Consider the following 19,910-nt stretch of genomic DNA (forward strand, 5'->3'; position numbering starts at 1 on the left):
GGGATTAGGGAGAAAGAAGCGCCGGCGCGGTCAGCGCTTCCGGACCCTGCTAATTTATGGGGTTATTCTCCACCAGTCCAAATCAACATTGCCCGAATCATTGTTCTTGCCTATTCGACTGCAAAACAATCCTATTTTAGCCCCAATCCATTTTCCTTCCCGTGCCTGAAAGCTTGCACCAACAGGCTTGAATTCCTTGCCGTCGAGACTGTAGCTGAACTGACACCGCGCGCCAGCTGCCACCTGCACCCGCAAATAGACGGGGCCGGCGGCCGGTGCCAGGCTGATGGGTGGCGAGCCCGCTTCGAGCGTGAGCTTGTCGGCATCGTGGCAGGTAGTTTGGGCAATCTGCCACTGGCTGCCCTGGTTGGTAATGGCCAGGTAGGCGTAGTCCAGCCCCATCACGATGAGGCCCACCCGCTCGCCCTCGGTGCGCGGCGTGAAGGTGAGTTTGGTGGTGGCGGAGAACACCTCGGCGGGCAGTTTTTGCAGCAGCAGGTTGGGCACCTGCCAGAAGTTTTTGAAATCGGCGGGCAGCGGCTGCGCGTAGAGGCGTAGGAATCCCTGCGGGCCGTTGGGGTAGGCCCAGCCCATTTGGGGGTTAGCGTGCCACTGCCATTGCAGGCCCAGCGTAGTCGCGCTGAACTCGTCGGAAGTGGCGGGGGTGGCTAGCGGCTGGGGCGGCCCGGGCACGCGGGGCTTGCGGTGGGTGAGCACGGGCTGGCCCTTGCCGTCGCCATCCGGGTCGGTACCGATGACGGGCCAGTCGTTTTTCCAGACCATGGGCTCTAGGTGCACCACGCGGCCGTAGGCGCCCTGGTCCTGGAAATGCAGGAACCAGTCTTCTTTGCCATCCGGAGAATCAACCCACGCACCCTGATGCGGGCCGTTGGTGGGGGTTTTGCCCTGGTCCATCACAATCCGGTCTTCGTAGGGGCCGAACACGTGGCGGGAGCGCAGCACGGTTTGCCAGCCGGTGGGCACGCCGCCGCCGGGCGCGAATATGTAGTAGTAACCGTGGCGCTTGTAGAATTTTGGGCCTTCGATGGTGGGATGCTTGGCGTGGCCATCGAACACCAGCGCATCCTCGCCGACAACCTTCATTCCGTCGGCGCTGAGACGCGACACGGCGATGATGCTTTTGAACCCCGCCCGGCTGCCTGCGAAGGCGTGCACGAGGTAGGCTTGGCCGTTCTCGTCCCAGAGCGGGCAGGGGTCAATCCAGCCCTTCGCTTCCTTGATGAGGCGGGGCGTTTCCCAGAGGCCGGCGGGGTTGCTGGCCCGCGTCACGTAAATGCCGCGGTCGGGGTCGGGATAGTAGATGTAGAACTGCTTGTTGTGGTAGCGAATGGCGGGGGCCCACACGCCATTGCCGTGCTGCGGCAGCCGGAACTCGGCCACCGGCGGCTGCTCCCGAAACACGGCCCCGATGATAGACCAATTCACCAAATCTTTCGAATGCAGGATTTGCAGGCCCGGCACGCAGTTGAAGCTCGATGAAACGAGGTAGTAATCGGAGCCGACGCGCACCACATCGGGGTCCGAGTAATCGGCGTAAAGCACAGGGTTTTTGTAGGTGCCGTTGCCCAGGTCAGGCACCCAAACCTGGGATAGGGTCGATTGGGCGGCGGCCGGCAGGGCCAGGCTAAGCAACAGGGCCAGCCATTTAAAGGAGATTCTCATTTTTTGTATAGCTGGGTTAATGTCACTTCGCGCAGTGTTTCGCAGGGTTTGAAAACGCAGTGTCCCGCAGTGCTCCAACGGAAGACAACACTGCGGGACACTGCGCTTTTAAACCCTGCGAAACACTGCGAAACACTGCGTGAAACCACGCAGGTCGATTCGATACTACCAATAGACGGTGTAGAGCGTGGTGAGGATGACCAGAATAACGGCCGTACCGACGACGAAGCTGGGCTGTGGCCGGAACATGCTACGGTCCACTTCCAGGCCGTTGGTTTTCACGCCGCGGCTGGCTTCAAACAGGCTGATGATAATCATCCCAATCACGCAGAAGACGAACACGAAACCCATCCGGTCGAGGAAGGGAATTTCGTACACGCCGGCAGCATTTTTAACGGCGAAGCCAAATGGCGAGAGGAACGACAGGTCCATCATGCCGGGCAGGAACTTCAGGAAAATTGAGAGCAGGAAGCCGCCGATGGTAGCAAACAGCGCCGCGCTCGACGTCGTTTTCTTCCAGAAGAAGCCCAGGATGAACATGGCAAAAATGCCCGGCGACACAAACCCCGTGTATTCCTGAATGTACTGGAAACCGCCTTTTTTGTCGATGCCCAGGTGCGGCGCGATGAGCACGCCCAGAATCATGGCCACCACCACGGCAATTTTGCCGGTGCTCACCAGCGTCTTCTCGGAGGCTTCGGGGTTGATGATTTTCTTGTAAACGTCGAGGGTGAAGATGGTGGCAATGGAGTTGGCTTTGCCGGCCAGCGAGGCCACCACGGCGGCCGTGAGGGCGGCAAAGGACAAGCCCTTCAGGCCCACGGGCAGGATGTTGAGCAGCACAGGGTAGGCGCGGTCGGGGTTCAGCTCGCCGCCCGATACCATGGCCTTGCCGAATTCGCCGAAGATGTCCTGCTTGTAAAGCACGTAGGCCGCAATGCCGGGCAGCACCACAATCACGGGCATGAGCAGCTTGAGGAAGGCGGCGAACAGGATGCCGGCGCGGGCCGTGGGCAAATCGGCCCCGAGGGCGCGCTGGGTGATGTATTGGTTGCAGCCCCAGTAGTTCAGGTTCACAATCCACATGCCCCCGATGAGGACCGTGAGGCCCGGCAAGTCCATGTAGTTTTCGTTGTCGCGCTTGAAAATCATCTGGAAGTGGTCGCCGGCGTGCTGCGTCATCATGTTGAAGCCGTTGAGCACGCCCGAGGAGCCGTAGTGCTCTGCTACCAGGTTTAGGGCCAGGTACGTAGTAGCCAAACCGCCGAGAATCAGGAAGAACACCTGAATAACGTCGGTGAAGCCAATCACCTTCATGCCGCCGAGGGTGATAATGACCGCAAAACCGGCCAGCATGTACATGCAGAACGTGAGGTTGAGGCCGGCGATGCTGCTAATGGCAATGGCTCCGAGGTAGAGAATCGAGGTCAGGTTGACCACGATGTAGAGCGCCAGCCAGAACAAGGCCATAATCATGGCCACCGTGCTGTTGTAGCGCTGGCTCAGGAATTGCGGCATCGTGGCAATGTTGTTCTTCAGGTACACCGGGATGAAGAACACGGCCACGACCACCAGCGTGATGGCGGCCATCCACTCATAAGTGGCAATGGCCAGGCCCATCTTGAAACCCGAACCCGACATGCCCACAAACTGCTCGGCCGAGATGTTGGAAGCAATGAGCGAGGAGCCAATGGCCCACCACGTCAGCGAGCCTTCGGCGAGGAAGTAGTCTTTGGAATCGCCTTCGATGGTGCCGTCGTGGCCGGTTTTGCGCCGGTAAATCCAGATGCCGTAGCTGGATACGATGATGAAGTAGACGAAGAAAACGATGTAATCAATCGTAGCGAGCTGGTTCATTGAACGAGGACTGGAAATTTGAAGCAGCGCGACTACCCGCACTGGCGGGCGCAGCGTGGCGAGGCTATGGTAAAGTAATGTTCCGGCAAAAAAACCGCTTCTGAAAGTATTTTTTCAAATAAATGCCTGAGCGCAGCGCCAAGCGTACACAATCGGTTGTGTAAAGCATTTACCGGTTGTGCTTTGCCGCGGGGCGTGCGGCTTTTGGAGCCATTGGGGTATTTAACAAAAAAGACCGGGCAGGCCCGGTCTTTTTTGTTGATGCTTAACTAGGGGGCAATCTGCTTACTTGCCCAGCAGCCAAGTGGCCAGGTCCTTGCCAGCCTGGAAATTCTCGAACGAAGCCGGGATTTTGCGGCCGTCGGTGTATTCGTTGTACAGCCACGGGTCGCCGAGGACGAAGACTTTGCCCTTGCCCAGGCGGGCCGTGGCCATAATCACCTTGCCGTTGTTGGTGACCAGCGGCTGGGCCGGGGCTGCCACCGACAGCACCGAAAGCTCCTTGATGTAGGCCGTGGCGGCGTTTTTGAACACGGCTTTGCCGGAAGTCAAATCCACTTTGCCCTGCTCGAACTGCGAGCCCTGCACCATGTTCACGCTTTGGTTAGTGAACTGCACGCCGAAGTTTTTGGCCAGCTCGTTGAAGTGCTTGATTTCGCAGTTGGCCGTGTCATTGGCCAGCAGCACGAGGGTGCCGCCACCCTTCACCCATTCGGTGATGGCCTTGCTGTCGGCGGGCTGCACGTAGTTGGGCTTGGGCGACTCTTTGCGCGAGTCCGGGTCGACGATGATGTACACGCTCAGGGGCTTGAGGCTGGCGGCGGTGGGGGCCGTAGGCACGGCTACCGTCTTGGCACCCAGCTCGCGGAACTCATTGCCCCACAGCCAGAAACCGCCGTGCGTGCGCTCCTCCCAGGTGTAATGCCACTGCTCCTGCTCGCCCGTGACCGGGCTTTTGCGCGTCTCGTGGTTGAAGTAGTAATCCAGGCCCACGGTTTTGCCCTGGCCGAGCTTGTCTTCGGCCGCAATTTCCATCTCGGTACTGGCCAGAATGAACGGGCCGACGCCCTTCAAGTCATTCTTGCGCAGCGGCTCGGTGAGGTAGTATTCAAAGGAGCCGTCGCGGTAGGGCTTGCCGCCCAGGCCGCCCACGCTCACCGTGCCGTTGAATGCCAGCGCGCCGGTGGGCTCTGTTTCCACGAAGGTTTTCAGCAGGCCGTCGTAGCCCTTCTTGGCCACTTCGGCGTACTTTTTATCGAGGTAGCCCATTCGCACGCCCTTGGCCAGCGCATACACGAACATGCTGCTGCCGGAGGCTTCGGCGTAGTTCCCTTTGCGGCCTTCCTGGGCCATCACGAGGCTCCAGGTGCCGGTTTTGGGGTCCTGGTATTTGGCCAAGGCGGGAGCCAGCCGCTGCAGGGCCTTGATGAGCATGGGCCGCTGCGGGTGGTTTGCAGGGAAATAATCGAGCACGTCGACCAGCGCCATACCGTACCAACCAATGCCACGGTCCCAGAAGTTGGGGCTTTGGCCGGTGGTTTTGTTGGCCCAGGCCTGCTCCTTGCTTTCGTCGTAGCCGTGGTAGAGCAGGCCGGTTTTGGCATCTACCAGGTGCTTTTCGATGAGGGCAAACTGCTTGGCCACGTCGTCAAACCCGGCAGCCTGGTTGAAAACCTGGCTGTAGTTGGCGTAGAAGGGCTCGGCCATGTACAGGCCATCGAGCCACATCTGGTTGGTGTAGATTTTCTTGTGCCAGAAGCCGCCTTCCTTGGTGCGTGGCTGGCCGTCGAGCTGCTTGCGCAGATATTGCACCGCCTTGATATACTTCTCGTTGCCGGGCACCGACATCTGACTCACGAGCAGCAGGGCGCGGCCAGTGGCCATATTATCGAGGTTGAAATCCTCCTGCTTGTACCGCAGAATGCTGCCATCGGCCTGCACCGAGTAGTCGAGGTTTTTCTTGATGTAGTTGAAATATTTGGCGTCGCCGGTGCGCTCCCAGATGCGCTCCATGGCGAACATCATCAGGCCCTGCTCGTAGCCCCAGCCGGCCATTTTGTTCTTGCCGATGACCATCGAATCGGGGTGCCAGGTCATGAAGGCATCGGCCATGCGCTGAGAGTAAGCGGCCGGCCGCGCCGTTTGGGCGGTGGCGGTTTCGGCTAACAGCGCCAGGCCCAGCAGTGGCAGCAGAAATCGGGTGGTTGGTGTCATGGGGTGGGTATTTGGGTATTCGATAGAAGCAGAAGCCGTTTACCGCTGCGCGACGCTGACCGTTTTCTTGGCCACTTTGTCGCCCAGCTGCACGTCTTTCTTCGCCAGCTTGGTGTTGGTGTTCACTAGGCGAATGTCCTTGCTGCGGTCGCCGGTCACGCGCAGCAGCAGCTCCGCGCCATTGGCGTAGCGGATGCCGTCGAGAGTGATGTTGCGGCTGTTTTGCACTTCCATCACGGGCACGGTTTCGGTGGAGAGCAGGGTCACGTTTTTCAGGCGAATGTTTTCGGCCTCCTGGCACAGCAGGCCCTTTTTGCTTTCCAGCACCGCGTTTTCGATGCTGATATCCTTGATGCTCATTTCGGGCAAGCCACGTACCAGAATGCCGGTGGTGGCACCCTTGCAGGTGATGTTGCGGATGCGGAAGCCTTTGAACTGCGGCGTGCCCTCGTTCAGCGGCTTGGCGGCAATGACGGGCGGGGCGGTGCTTTCGCCGGCCAGCGGCACGGGGTCTTTGGCGGCGTAGTACATGTCGAACAGCACGGCCTCGCCGGCAATGTCGGTCATGTCCACGCCGTCCACGAAGATGTTTTCGACCACGCCCCCGCGGCCCCGGGCCGTTTTGAAGCGCAGGCCCACATCGGTGCCGATGAAGGTGCAGTTGCTCACGTACATGTTGCGCACACCGCCCGACATTTCGGAGCCAATCACGAAGCCACCGTGGGCGTGGTACACCTTGCAGTCGCGGATGATGAAGTTTTCGGTGGGCACGCCGCGCTTGCGGCCTTCCTCGTCGCGGCCCGATTTAATACACAGGCCGTCGTCGCCCACGTCGAAGGTGCAGCCTTCCACCAAGCCGTTACGGCACGATTCCAGGTCGATGGCGTCGGTATTCTGGCCGTACCAGGGGTTGCGGGCCGTCACGTTGCGCACCGTGATGTCTTCGCACAGCAGCGGGTGAATGGTCCAGGCCGGCGAGTTCTGAATGGTGAAGCTTTCCAGCAGAATCTGCTTGCAGCGCGTGAGGCTGAGCATGTTGGGCCGCAGAAAATCCCGGATATCATCGAAGTCGGCCGGATTCAGGCTTTTGCGCGGGGTGCCGGCCGCGGCCAGCATATTGCCCTTCAGCGAAGCGGCCGAGGGGTACCAGTAGTCCTTCTTCTCGTTGAGCACGCCGCCCGAGGCCACCAGTTTCTGCCACTGGCTTTCGTTGAGCTTGTTCTTCTTCACGGGCCGCCAGGCATCGCCCGCGCCGTCAAAGGTGCCGTTGCCAGTCACAGCAATGTTGGTCAAATCCACGCCCGAAATCGGGGCCTGGCTGCGTATGGCCTCCTCCCCTTCCCAGGTAGTTTTGATGAGCGGGTACTGGCTACGGTCGGCCGTGAACTGCACGAGCGCGCCGGTAGCCAGGTGCAGGTTTACGTTGCTTTTCAGCACAATGGGGCCGGTGAGCCACAGGCCGCGCGGCACCAGCACAGTGCCGCCGCCCACGGCGCAGGCGTCAATGGCCTTGCGGAAGGCGTCGGTGTTGAGGGTCTGGCCGTCGGCCACCGCGCCGTATTTGGTCAGGTTGAAGGTGTCTTTCTTGAAAGCCGTTTGCAGCACCACGGGCAGGTCGGCGGCCAGCTTGCCCTCGAACGGGGTACGGCTGAGGTGGCTGGCCAGCGCCAAGTGCTGGGTCTGCACGTCCTCGGCCACAATCTGGGCCACGCGGGTGGCGCCGTACTCCGAGAAGTGGGTATTATCGTTCTTGGCCGGGGCTACGGGATTGGGCTGGTAGTAGCCGTTGAGGTAGCTCCAGAACAGCGGGCGGGTGCCGGTTTCGCCCAGGGCCGAGTACATGGCCCAGCTTTTTTCGTGCAGGTCGATGAGCGGCACTTTCTGGGCCTTGGCTACTTCGCGCACCACGCCGGGGTATTCGCCGTGGTCGTCCTTGCGCTTGCCGGCATCGTCGAAGTAGCGCCGGCCCACCGGCGTGAGCAGTACAGGATTAGCGCCTTTGGCTTTGGCTTCCTGCACAAACTTAGTGAGAAGCTGGCGGTAGGCCGTCTGGGCCGGGGCCGAGCGCACGCTGTCCTCCACTTTCGAGTCGTTGTGGCCAAACTGGATGAACACCCAGTCGCCGGGCTTGAGGTCCTGCACCACTTTGGCCCAGCGGCCTTCGCGCAGGAAGCTTTTGGTGCTGCGGCCGTTCATGGCGGTGTTGCGGATGACCACGCCGCCGTCGAAATACTGGCCGAACTCCATGCCCCAGCCGCGCTCGGGCTTGCTGAGGTCGGCCTTGTCGGCCATGGTAGAATCGCCGACCAGGAAAATCTGCGTTTTCGGAGCATCAGCCGGGCGAAAGGCTGCCGTGAGGCAGGTGCCCAGCCCGGCCAGCAGCGCGACCAAGGTTGATTTCATCGGAGCAAAGGAAAGAGTGACACGGGCCCAAAACAGGCCCCGTGGGCAGTATCGCCCTATACAATATTAGGCCCCTTCCCCACCGCTACTCCCCTGTTCTCACCCGCTCAAGCGCTTTTTTTTGCGCAATCGTTGCCGGGAACGTTCTCAAATCGGCACCGGCCGATGGTGACCACGCCCTCATCGCAGCACTAACGGATGAATAAATATCCCTGGGGCTTTTTTCCAATATACAATGACAACGTTCCCGGCAACGATTGCGCAACTAAAGGCCACCGGTTGCTTGTGTTTTACCGTATAAGTGGCCAGATTGCAACGAATAAGCGTATTTCAGCGCTAGTTTGAGTACGGCTTGCACTCTGTCTTTTTGCTTTTGCATCCTTTCATTTTCACTTGCTAACTAAATTATGAAAAATCTTTTACTCCCGGCTTTGCTCCTAGCTGGCGGCCTCGGCCTGACGCAACAGGCAGCGGCGCAAACTACTCCTGTTTTCAAATTCTGGTCGCTCAAAGCCAATGCCCAGGACAGCGCGGCGCTTCGCTCGCCCAGCACCATGGCAGCCAGCAGCGTGACGCTGCGCAAGTTTGTGCTCTCAAACGGCACGGCAGCCGCGCCACCCAAGCCCTTTAGCTCGCTCTACGGCATGGCCTTCGCGCCGTCGGCCGATGGCGGTGGCTGGTCGACCGGTTCGGGTGGCACCGGCAGCACGCTGCGCCGTTATTACAGTGTGCAGGTGACGGCCACCGCGCCTACCGGCACCACGCTCCGGGCCGATTCCGTGGTGATGAACCTGACGTTTCTGAGCACTACCAGTGGCACCAACGTGGGCGTTGTGTACTCGAAGAACGGCTTTACTTCCCCCGCCGACTCGACGGAAGCTACTGGTAGCGCCCGCACTCCCTCGGGTACCATTGTGGGAGCAGCCAACGGCACCACGCTCTTCAACACCTTCCAGGTAACTCCCTCGATTGCCCTGCCCACCGCAGGCGCGGCTCCCGCTCCCAACAACCTGCGTTATGCCATTCCGCTGAACGGCGCAACCGGCGTAACCATCGCCCCCGGCCAGACGCTGACCGTGCGCATCTACGTGAGCTGCAGCAGCAGCAGCGTCGGCCGCTACGCTCTGCTGCGCAACCTGGCCCTCAAGAGCCAGCAGGCAGCTCTGGCTACCCGCGCCGGCCTGGCTACCACCAGCCTCGCCGCCTACCCCAACCCCGTGCAGAACCGCCTGAACGTGCCCCACACCGCCGCCGGCCGCGATGCCCGCGTGACGGTATTCAGCACCACCGGGGCCCGCGTGGCTAGCTTCAGCGCCCAGCCCGGCACCACCGAAACGGCCGTGGACCTGAGCAGCCTGAGCCGCGGCCTCTACCTGGTAGAGTACGCCGACGGTGGCCAGCGCAGCAGCGCTCGCATCACCAAAGAATAGTAAGCAGCGGCTTCCGTAATGCAAGGCGTCTCCGGGTTGACTGGAGGCGCTTTTGCTTTTGGGGCCAGCCGCATCGCACTACCGTGGCCTGGGCAACAACTTGTTGCCCAAACTATACCAACACGGTTACCAATCATCGGCATCGTTGCCGGGAACGATTGCACAAGTATTAGTCTGGCCTTCCTTTTTTTACGGCCTGATAATTTGATACTTCGCTGTTGTTTTACCTTTTCACTTCGTTTCCACCATTCAATTCCCACCGTACATGCTACAACAAATACCCGTTTCCACCAGGGCCAAAGCACCCAGCCGGGCTGGCTTTTTCCGCCGAGCTACTCCCCGGGTGCTCACCTGTCTTTCGCTGCTGCTGCCCGGACTGGCGTGGGGGCAGGTTCAAACCCCCACGGCCATTACGCCCATCAGCCTGGGCACCACGGCCTACACGCAGGATTTTAATACGCTGGCCAACACGGGCACTAGCTCAGCGGTGCCAGCAGGCTTCGGCTTTGTGGAAACCAACGTGGGCACCGGCACCACGGCCAATAACACGTACACGGCCATCACCATCACCTCCACGGGTTCGGGCAGCTCGGGCACCGGCGACACGTACAGCTACGGGAGCGGCACTACTGCTACCACCGACCGGGCTTTTGGCAGTGTGCGCAGCGGCAGCCTGGCCGCACAGTTTGGCTTTGCTTTCACCAACACAACGGGCGCTACCGTCACCAGTCTGGCGGTGAGCTACACCGGCGAAACCTATCGGCTGGCAGGTTCAAACCCCGCCCGGGGCGCTTCTGACCGCCTGGATTTCCAGTACAGCACCGATGCCACGTCCCTCACCACCGGCACTTTCACGGATGTGAACACCTTGGACTACGTGGGCCCGTTGAACAACGTGACCACCAGCACGGGCTACGATGGCAACGACGCGGCCAACCGCACCGCCGTGACCGGCACCATCACGGGGCTGAGTATTCCGGCGGGCGCCACCTTCTACATTCGTTTCGTTGACTTTGATGTGACCGGCGCCGATGACGGCCTGGCCATTGACGACTTCTCGATAACCGCATCTTCCGCTGTTGCCTGTAACGCCGCGTTCAGCTACAGCAATGCCTCGTACTGCGCCAGCGGCACCAACCCCACCCCAACGGTGACGGGCACCACCGGCGGCACTTTTTCTTCTACCACCGGCCTCACCATTGACGCGGCTACGGGAACCATCACGCTGAGCAGCACCACGCCCGGCACCTACACCGTGACCTACACGGTAAGCGCCACCTGCAGCAGCACGGCTACCGTCTCAGTATCGGGTTCGCAGTCGGCCGCTTTCAGCTATGGGGCATCGCCTTATTGCACAACCGTTACAGCCGGCCAACCGGCGGTATTAGCCACCGGCAGCACGGCCGGCACCTTTACTTCGACTACGGGCCTGACGCTGAACGCCACCACCGGTGCCATTACGCCTTCGACCTCAACACCCGGTACCTACACCGTGACCAATACTGTGGCAGCTTCGGGCTCCTGCGCGGCGGCCACGGCTACCACCACGGTAACTATCACAGCTCAGCCAACGGCCAACATCGGCTACGGGGCGAGCAGCTACTGCACCACTACTACGGGCAGCGTGGCACTAGGCATCGGCACGGGCAGCACGCTGGGCACCGTCACGGTGAACCCGGCCACGGGCCTGACCATCGCGGCCAACGGCGCCATCACGCCCTCGACCTCCACGCCCGGCACCTACTTCGTCACCAACACCGTGGCCGCCTCGGGCGGCTGCGCGGCGGCCACCGGCGGCACCACCGTCACCATCACCGCCCCCCAGACCGCCGGCTTCAGCTATCCGGCGGCTGCTTACTGCACCAGCGCAACAGGCGCAGTGGCGGCTACCCTGGCCACGGGCGCTACGGCGGGCACCTTTAGCTCGACCACGGGCCTGACTTTGAATGCTACTACCGGGGCAATCACGCCTTCGACTTCCACGCCCGGCACTTACACCGTGACCAATACGGTGGCGGCCAGCGGCGGCTGCGCAGCGGCTACCTCCACGGCTACCGTTACCATCAATGCCGGAACTTCGGCAGCGTTTGCCTACAGTGGCTCGACGTTCTGCCTGAGCGGCACCAACCCCACGGCCACGGTAACGGGCACCTCGGGCGGTACGTTCTCATCCACTTCGGGCCTGACAATTAATGCTACCACGGGTGCTATTACGCTCAGCAGCAGCACGCCCGGCACCTACACCGTGACCTACAGTGTAGCCGGTGCCTGCGCTAGCAGCAGCACCGCCACGGTCACGCTGACCAATGCGCCTTCGGCAACTTTCAGCTACCCCACGGCTTCGTATTGCACCTCGGGCACTACTGCGCCGGTACCAACTTTCCCCACGGGCAGCAGCACCGGCACCTTCAGCTCCACCACGGGCCTCACGCTTAACGCCACCACCGGGGCCATCACGCTGGCTTCGTCCACGCCCGGTACCTACACGGTGACCAACAGCATTGCGGCCGCCAACGGCTGCTCGGCCGCAACTGCTACTTCTACCGTAACCATTGTATCGCCGGCCACGGCCAGCATCAGCTACGCGGCCACGAGCTATTGTACTTCCACTACGGGTGCGGTGGCGGTGAGCCTCGGCACGGGCAGCACGGCTGGCACTTTCACGTCGGCCACTGGCCTGACGCTGAATGCCACCACCGGTGCCATTACGCCTTCCACTTCTACGCCCGGTACCTACACCGTGACCAACACGGTGGCCGCCAGCGGCGGCTGCGCGGCCGTGACCGGCACCGCCACGGTGACCATTACGGCACCAGCCACGGCCAACATCGGCTACGGGGCGAGCAGCTACTGCACCACTACTACGGGCAGCGTGGCACTAGGCATCGGCACGGGCAGCACGCTGGGCACCGTCACGGTGAACCCGGCCACGGGCCTGACCATCGCGGCCAACGGCGCCATCACGCCCTCGACCTCCACGCCCGGCACCTACTTCGTCACCAACACCGTGGCCGCTTCGGGCGGCTGCGCGGCGGCCACCGGCGGCACCACCGTCACCATCACCGCTCCCCAGACCGCTGGCTTCAGCTACGGCGCTACGCCCACTTTCTGCGCGAGCAGCACCACCAACCCCAGCCCCACGCTGAGCACGGGCGCTACGGCCGGCACCTTTAGCTCGACCACGGGCCTGAGCATTGCCACCAACGGCACCATCACGCCTTCGACCTCTACGCCTGGCACTTACACCGTGACCAACACGGTGGCGGCCAGCGGCGGCTGCGCGGCCGTAACCAGCACCGCTACCGTAACCATTGCTCCGGTACCGTCGGCGGCCTTCGCTTACGCCAACGCGGCTTATTGCGCCAATGCCACGGCTGCCACGCCCACCGTGACGGGTGCTACGGGCGGTACGTTCACTTCCACCACGGGCCTGACTATTAACGCCAGCACCGGGGCCATCACGCCCGCCACGTCCACGGCCGGCACCTACACCGTGACGTACACGGTGGCCGGCACCTGCTCGGCCAGCAGCACCCGCTCGGTGACGATAAACGCCGTGCCGGCTGCGCCCACCATCACGGTTTCGGGCACGCCGACTACGGGCATCACGCTCACATCGAGCGCCACCACCGGCAACCAGTTTTACCTGAACAACGTGCTGATACCCGGCGCTACGGCCCAGACCTACCTCGTCAACTCCGGCACGCGCAACGGTTCTTATACCGTGACCACGACCAATGCTGCCGGCTGCACTTCGGCCTTCTCGGCGTCGACAACGGTCACCGTGACGGCCGCCCGCTCGGCCGCGAATGGCCCGGAGCTTAGCCTTTACCCCAATCCCACCACTGGCCTGCTGCAGGTAGCCCTCACGGCTCCCGCCAAGGCGCTGGAGCTGTCGGTGCTCAATGCCCTCGGGCAGCGGGTGCTGGTGCGGAATGTGGCCGCTGGTGACCAGCACGCGGTGCTCGACCTGACGGCGCTGCCCGCGGGCGTGTACGTGCTGCAAGGCCGCACGGCCGATGGCACCACCACGCGTCGCTTCGTGCGGGAGTAGTCAGCCCGAAAGCTTGAAAAAAGGCCTGCCGAATACGGCAGGCCTTTTTTGTTTTAACCCAATTCGCACGAAGCATGTCAGTCGCCAGGTTTTGAGCATTGCTGGCACCGCCGACCAAGTATCTGGCGGGCGAGGTATCCGCCCCTTCGCTTTATCACATCCATCAAGCAAAAAGCCCTGCCGGATTTTCCGGCAGGGCTTTTTGCTTGATAGAGATAGTGAGCCCGAGCAAATACTTCCGCCATCCAGCGGATTACCCTTGTCACCAGGTTTACTTTCCTTTCACCGTGAGCGTGCCGCTGCCCATGGCGGGCGCACCATCGAGGCTCAGGCCTTCGGCCACGGCCTGAAAGGTGCCGCTGCCATCGGCGGTGAAGAAGTGCAGTTCGGCCTCGCCCTTGGCGTTGGTACGCACCAGGGGGTTCCAGTACAGGGTACTGGTGCGCGGGTCGGCGGGCGGGTTGGTGAGCAGGGCGTTGTAGCGGGGCTGATAAAACTCGCGCGCCTCGGAGAAGCCGGGCATCTTCACGATGGCAATGCCCGGCGCGGGGCCTTTGTCGGCACCCTTGTAGTTGGGGTCGGCGCGCTTGGTGTAAATGGCAATGGCCCCGCCCCCACCGCTGCCGCCAAAGATGGCCGCCTCGGCTCCCTTGAATACCTCCACCGACTCTACGTCGTTGGCCGGCATGTTGGCAATGAAGTCGATGTCGACCCGCTGCCCGTCCAGAATAAAGAGCGGCGAGCCCGAGTTTCGAATCTGGACCGACAGGTTGGGGGCCTGGCCCGTGATAACGAGGCCCGCCACGCGGCCCTGCAAAATCTGGAGCACGCTCAGGCCCGACTGTGCCGACGGAATATCGGTAAAGTCGACCACGGTGCCGCCCGTGGCCCCGTAGAGGCGGCGCGGGTCATCGGCCGGGATTTTAATGCGCTTGGCCGTCACGGACACGTTGCTCAGGGCCACGGTGCGCATCGCGGCGCGCTCGGGGTGCAGGTCGAGCTCGGCGGCCTGGGCCTGGCGGCTGCGGCGCACAAAGGCCGCCACCCCGGCCGGAGCAGCCGCCAGCGAGGGCAGCGGCGGCAGTACCTGGGCAGGAACGGCGGGGCCTTCATCGGGCCGGATGAGCACGTTGCTGCCGCCCTGCGACCGCCGCGCCTGGAGTGTGATAACGGCCGTGTCGACCACCGGAATGCCCACAAAACTGAAGCGGCCGTCGGCATTGGTTGTGCCGGTGGTAATGTTTTTGGAAGGCCGCGTTTGCAGGAAGGTAAGCTGGCTGTTGGGAATGGGACGGTTGCCGTGCTCGCTCACCACCTGGCCCACCAGGCTCAGGTCGTGCTCGGGGCCGAAGCGCACCGCTGGTGCCTGGCCGGCCAGCACCTGCTTCCACACAAAGCGCCGCCAGCCCTGGGTCAGCAGCAGGTCATCGAGGGCTTGGTTGGTGCCGGCCGTGGGGCTGCGGAAATAGTAGCCCGGGTTCTCCACGTAGCCCACCAGGTCGGAAGTCAGCAGCAGGTTCGAGGCAATGGTTTCGGCGTTGGGGTCGAGGGCGCTGAGGCCGGCATCGCTCACGCCGAGCGAGAAATTGGTGGCCACCGGCTGGCCCGCGGCATCGGTTACGCGCACAGCCAGTTGCACCGGCGCGTGCGGCCCGTAGCTGGGCTGGTCCGGGGTGATGCTGATGCGCAGCCCGGCCGGACCGTTCTGGGCAAAAGCCAGCCGCTCGCATTGTGGGGTGCCCTCGGCATCGAACAAGGTGAAGTGTACGATGCCATTGGGGTAATTCTTCTTGGGCATGCGCCACGCCGCGGGTACATCGCCGCTTAGGGTGCGGGGGCCGGGGTAGGCCACCACGCCGCGCACTTGGGTCATGAGCTGCACGGGGCCGGGGGCCGCCGCCCCGCCCACGCCCCGGTAGCGGGCTTCCACGATGAAGTTTTCGCCGCCGTCCACCACGTGCAGGGTGTAGCCGCTGGGCTGCACGGCGGGCAGCGGGTAGTCAGCGGTGCTGCCGTCGGGCAGGGTGAAGTGGGCGTGGTAGCGCTGGCCGCTGCCGGGCACAAAGGCAAAGCGCCCCATGCCCGCGTGCCGGCTGCTGAAGGCGGGCACCACCACGGCATTTTTATCATTCAGAATCTGGCCGCGCACGTCGAGGCCCCGGCCGCTGGCATCGGTGGCTTTGCAGGCCACCACGGCGGGCAGGCCTTCCACCAGGTAGCCGCCTTCGGGCATAAACTGCACGTCGGGGCGGGCGGCCGCCGCAGCGCGGGCGCGGGCGAAGGCCGTGGTGGGCGCGGCCGCCGCGCGGGGCTCCGAGCCAATGGGCGAGGCCGGCCACACGCTCAGCCGGCGGCTATACACGAATTCGTCGCCGGCGTTGCGCATCCAGTTGGTGTAGGCGCGCAGCACGTAGGTGCCGGCGGCCAGGGTGTCGGCAATGGCGAGGTCGCCGGCGGCGCGGCCGCCCTGCAGGCGCAGGGTGCGGCGGGCCACCACCCGGCGCTCGGGCGAGAGCAAGTCGACGTGCAGCACCTGATTGAGCGAGTCGAGCTCGTGCCGCGACGCATCCACCACGTAGGCGCTGAACCAGATGGTTTCGCCGGTGCCGTACACCGGGCGGTCCAGGTGCAGGTACACCTTTTCCTGCCGGGCAGCGGTGTAAAACTCGGCCACCTGCCGGGCTATACGGGGCAACAGCCCGTCTTCGGGCGGGTGCAGCCGAAACGCGGTGAGGCCAATGGCAACGGCTAGCCCGGCGGCCAGCACTCCTTTTTGCACACGCACTACTTTCATAGTTGAATTCAGTCGAAAACCGCTGGCCCACACGCACGGGCCAACCGCTAGATTACCGCACAAAGATGGCGACGACATGAAGCCCGGCCTACTTCTCGGCCTGGTTTTGGGGCTGCCAGTTGCATCAAGGAGCCCGGCAGCTTTGGTTTTAGCGGCACCTTGGCCAGAAAATCGGTGCTCTTGTTATAGATTTGGCCTGCTGAAGATTTCCTGAGTGCCCACCCGGCGGCGGCAGCCACGCTCATTCGCTGGCAGCCAAGACCGGGGCGGGCCTGCCGGCAAGCCGGATGCTTGCCCATTCAGGGAACCATTCGGCCCAAAAATCCGGTAGTTAGCCGGGGGCCGTTGGCTCTGGTGGCTGCGGCCGATACTTGTACTTCCTTACCCTACGCGCTTGGACCCCGTCACCATCAAGGATATCGCGCACGCCCTGAACCTGTCGACGTCGACCGTGTCGCGGGCCTTGCGCGACAGCTACGAAATCAGCCCCGAAACCAAGCGGCTGGTGATGGAATATGCCGAGCGCCTCAACTACCGGCCCAACCCCATTGCCCTCAGCCTGAAGGGCAGCAGCAGCAAGGCCATTGCCGTCATCGTGCCCCAGATTGCGAACAACTTCTTTTCGCAGGCCATCAACGGCATCGAGGCCATTGCCTACAACCGCGGCTACCACGTCATCATCTTCCAAACCCACGAGAGCTACGAGCGCGAAGTGGCCAACGTGCAGCAGGCCGTTTCGCGCCGCGTCGATGGCCTGCTCCTGTCGCTTTCCAGCGAAACCTCCGATGTGGCCCACCTCAAGGCGCTGGTAACCCAGGGCATGCCGCTGGTGCTATTCGACCGCGTGGCGGCCGGACTGGATGTGACCCAGGTGGTGGCCGACAACTTTGGCGGGTCCTACGCGGCTACCTCGCACCTGCTGCAAACCGGCCGGCGGCGCATTGCCCACCTCACCATTCCGCTCTACCTCAGCATTGCGCAGGAGCGGCTGGCCGGCTACCGCGCCGCCCTGGAGCAGTACGGTGTGCCTTTCGATGAAAACCTGGTGCGCTACGGCAGCTTCGGCCCCGACGAAGCCGGCACCCTAATCGACGAGTTGCTAGCCCTGTCGTCGCCCCCCGACGCGTTTTTCACGGCCAGCGACCGGCTGGCTCTGGGCACCTTGGGAGCCTTGCGCCAGCGCGGCATCGACGTGCCCGGCGAAGTGGCCCTGCTTAGCTTCACCAACTCGCAGTCGGCCCACCTGCTGAACCCGCCGCTGAGCACCGTGACCCAGCCGGCCCAGGAAATCGGTCAGCTCGCCGCCGAGCGCCTCATCGAGCTCATCGAGCGCAAGCACAAAAGCACCAGCCCCGGCGTGATGAAGCTGCCCACCACGCTGGTGGTGCGCGAGTCCTCCAGCTCGGTTCCTAAGCTGGTTTGAGTAAGGCATTCAGGAATGAAAAAGGCCCGGACGGTGATACCGTCCGGGCCTTTTTCATTCCTGAATGCCTTACTCGTGGGCGCACTTAGCGGTTAGGCTCACGTTGGCATCGGTGTACACCAACAGGTAGTTGCCCTTGGCCAGATTGCCGAGGTTCACCGGCGTAGAAACGCCGCCCACGGCGGGCGTGAGCGTAGCCACGCGCTGGCCCACGAAGTTATAAATCGTGAGGCGGGCTTCGGCGCCGGAGCGGGGGTGCTCCACGGTCAGTTGCTCGGCGGCGGGGTTCGGGAACAGGTGCAGGGGCTCCAGCACTGCCCCGGTGGGCTTGGTAGCCGTCACCGTAGCCACGAGGCCGTTGAGGTAGTTTTCGAGGTTGGTGTAGCCGTTGGCCGCGATGGTCTGGCGGTCGGCGGCGTTGTTGGGATTGAGGCCGTTGGCGGCTTCGTAGGCATCGGTCATGCCGTCATGGTCCGAGTCGGCAGGCGCGGGGCCGCAGGTCAGCACGGGCCAGGCTACCTGCGAGGTGCTGTAGGGCGTACCATGCGGGAAGCCGCCCTGCACGTCAATAATGCCGCCGGTGCGGTTCTGCACGTCGTTGATGATGCGTTGGTCCAGCGCATCGCGCACGGGCAGAATGCAGCCCACGCCCTGCAACACCGAAGTGTAGGCAGCCTGGGCGGTTTGGGTATTGAGGGGCGCAATGTTGAACGGCGTCAGGGCCTTTGACTGCACAGTATCGGCCAGGGTGCCGCCCTGCATAGTAGCGCCTTTCCAGTTAGCATTCGTGACCGCCGCATTGCCATCGAGGTAGTTGCCAGCCAAGTAAATCTGGGCGTAGGGCAGCAGCGGGGCCGTTGTTTGCTTGTACGGATTCACAACTTTAGAACGCGAGCCCGACGACGTGGCCGGGCCCGGCTTGTAGTAGTTGTTCACCATGTTGTAGTTGCCGCCCTCGCCACCATACACGTTGTTGGAGCCCCAGTCGTAGATGACGTTGTTGCGAAAATCGCAGTTCTCCGAGCCGATGGCCGCGCCGTAGCGGGTGCCGTTCCAGCGCGGGGTGCGGCTGTTGCAGTGCGCAAACAGGTTGTGGTGGAACGAGGCCCGCCGCCCGCCCCAGATGCCGCCGTAGCCGTGGCGCTCGTAGTCGGTGTCGCCGGTTTCGAAGTGGTAGGAGTAGTTCAGCGGCTCCGAAATCAGGTTCCACTGCAGGGTCATCGAGTCCGTAGCCGCGCCGTAGAACGTGAAGGCTTCGTCATCGCTCCAGCTCATGGTGCAGTGGTCGATGACAATGTTTTTGCGCTCCTGCATGCTGAAGGCATCGTCGTCGCCGCTACCATTCAGGGGGTTGCCGTTGGCGTCCACCAGCTTCTGGTACTGGTCGCCGAGGCGGAAGCGCACAAAGCGCACAATCACGTTGTCGCCACTCACCGTTACCTGCCGGTCGGCCAGGCAGATGCCGTCGCCGGGCGCAGTCTGGCCCGCAATGGTGGTGTTGCGCGGAATGCTCAGGCGCGCCGTGAGGTGAATGGTGCCGCACACCCGAAACACAATGGTGCGGTACTGCGCCACCGAGCTCGACTGGCTTAGTGCGTAGCGCAGCGTGCCCTGGGTGTTGGTATCGGCCAGGCTCGTCACCTCATACACCGTGGTAGGCGTGGCCGCTCGGCCCCGGCCGCCGCTAACAAACCGCCCCGCCCCTTCCACGCCGGGAAAAGACAGCTGCTGGGCCTGCACCGGCGCGCTGGCGGCCAGGCCGGCCACCGTGGCCACCAGGCCCAGGCCAACCCGTGCCACGGACCGGGTGGCAAAACGAAGCGAAGAAAATGGAGCGGATAGTAAAGTCATTGCGGGAAATAATGGGAGTCCGATAAAGGAATAACCGAACTAGCGCCGCTCCTTAACAGCAGCGTAAGCCCAGTAATTCGGTATGATAATATTACGTCCGCAATGGCCCGCAATATGCCGCAAAGGCCCTTTTTATTCGCGCAATCGTTGCCGGGAACGATGGCGCCCGCCCCGCCCAAACGCAAAACGTCCCGCTTCGGC

Annotated in this window: 9 protein-coding genes; 3 read left to right on the forward strand and 6 right to left on the reverse strand. The window is 62.8% G+C overall.

The features are described from left to right. Positions 1 to 54 precede the first annotated feature (54 nt). The 4 genes from I7X13_RS13860 to I7X13_RS13875 all read right to left on the reverse strand — a co-directional run bounded on the left by I7X13_RS13860 (position 55) and on the right by I7X13_RS13875 (position 8,157). Complete coding sequence (locus I7X13_RS13860; protein ID WP_198075957.1) at positions 55 to 1,683, reverse strand: glycoside hydrolase family 43 protein; 1,629 nt, start codon at positions 1,681 to 1,683, stop codon at positions 55 to 57. 165 nt (positions 1,684 to 1,848) lie between these two features. Beyond that, on the reverse strand, positions 1,849 to 3,540 hold the full coding sequence (locus I7X13_RS13865) for a sodium/sugar symporter (protein ID WP_198069088.1): 1,692 nt from the start codon (positions 3,538 to 3,540) through the stop codon (positions 1,849 to 1,851). Between the two features lie 285 nt (positions 3,541 to 3,825). Further along, positions 3,826 to 5,754 carry a glycoside hydrolase family 88/105 protein gene (locus tag I7X13_RS13870; RefSeq protein ID WP_233454793.1) on the reverse strand — a complete coding sequence of 643 codons (1,929 nt, stop codon included), beginning with the start codon at positions 5,752 to 5,754 and terminating at the stop codon, positions 3,826 to 3,828. Positions 5,755 to 5,793: 39 nt separating this feature from the next. Further along, a complete protein-coding gene (locus tag I7X13_RS13875; RefSeq protein ID WP_198075958.1) occupies positions 5,794 to 8,157 on the reverse strand; it encodes a glycosyl hydrolase family 28 protein in 2,364 nt (787 codons plus the stop codon). A 407-nt stretch (positions 8,158 to 8,564) separates the two neighbouring features. On the opposite strand from I7X13_RS13875, the gene I7X13_RS13880 reads away from it, so the two are divergent. Together I7X13_RS13880 and I7X13_RS13885 are read left to right on the forward strand one after the other, a co-directional pair. Further along, positions 8,565 to 9,587, forward strand: coding sequence for a T9SS type A sorting domain-containing protein (locus tag I7X13_RS13880; protein ID WP_198075959.1), 1,023 nt, complete (start codon positions 8,565 to 8,567; stop codon positions 9,585 to 9,587). Positions 9,588 to 9,852: 265 nt separating this feature from the next. Next, positions 9,853 to 13,641 (forward strand): beta strand repeat-containing protein, encoded by a 3,789-nt coding sequence (locus I7X13_RS13885; RefSeq protein WP_198075960.1) that lies wholly within the window; start codon positions 9,853 to 9,855, stop codon positions 13,639 to 13,641. Between the two features lie 271 nt (positions 13,642 to 13,912). Here the strand turns inward: I7X13_RS13885 and I7X13_RS13890 are convergent, their stop codons facing one another. Next, complete coding sequence (locus I7X13_RS13890; RefSeq protein ID WP_198075961.1) at positions 13,913 to 16,435, reverse strand: TonB-dependent receptor plug domain-containing protein; 2,523 nt, start codon at positions 16,433 to 16,435, stop codon at positions 13,913 to 13,915. Between the two features lie 394 nt (positions 16,436 to 16,829). Between I7X13_RS13890 and I7X13_RS13895 the strand changes: the two genes are divergently transcribed. Next, positions 16,830 to 17,858 (forward strand): LacI family DNA-binding transcriptional regulator, encoded by a 1,029-nt coding sequence (locus I7X13_RS13895; protein ID WP_198069093.1) that lies wholly within the window; start codon positions 16,830 to 16,832, stop codon positions 17,856 to 17,858. Positions 17,859 to 17,927: 69 nt separating this feature from the next. Here the strand turns inward: I7X13_RS13895 and I7X13_RS13900 are convergent, their stop codons facing one another. Beyond that, entirely contained in the window at positions 17,928 to 19,709 is a 1,782-nt protein-coding gene (locus I7X13_RS13900; protein ID WP_198075962.1) for a T9SS type A sorting domain-containing protein, read from the reverse strand. Positions 19,710 to 19,910: the final 201 nt, after the last annotated feature.

The sequence above is a fragment of the Hymenobacter negativus genome (genome assembly GCF_016056375.1).
Taxonomy (GTDB): Bacteria; Bacteroidota; Bacteroidia; order Cytophagales; family Hymenobacteraceae; genus Hymenobacter; species Hymenobacter negativus_A.

Coding starts and splice junctions, on each gene's coding strand:
- I7X13_RS13860 (WP_198075957.1), bottom strand. CDS start 1,683: ATGAGAATCTCCTTTAAATGGCTGGCCCTGTTGCTTAGCCTGGCCCTG.
- I7X13_RS13865 (WP_198069088.1), bottom strand. CDS start 3,540: ATGAACCAGCTCGCTACGATTGATTACATCGTTTTCTTCGTCTACTTC.
- I7X13_RS13870 (WP_233454793.1), bottom strand. CDS start 5,754: ATGACACCAACCACCCGATTTCTGCTGCCACTGCTGGGCCTGGCGCTG.
- I7X13_RS13875 (WP_198075958.1), bottom strand. CDS start 8,157: ATGAAATCAACCTTGGTCGCGCTGCTGGCCGGGCTGGGCACCTGCCTC.
- I7X13_RS13880 (WP_198075959.1), top strand. CDS start 8,565: ATGAAAAATCTTTTACTCCCGGCTTTGCTCCTAGCTGGCGGCCTCGGC.
- I7X13_RS13885 (WP_198075960.1), top strand. CDS start 9,853: ATGCTACAACAAATACCCGTTTCCACCAGGGCCAAAGCACCCAGCCGG.
- I7X13_RS13890 (WP_198075961.1), bottom strand. CDS start 16,435: ATGAAAGTAGTGCGTGTGCAAAAAGGAGTGCTGGCCGCCGGGCTAGCC.
- I7X13_RS13900 (WP_198075962.1), bottom strand. CDS start 19,709: ATGACTTTACTATCCGCTCCATTTTCTTCGCTTCGTTTTGCCACCCGG.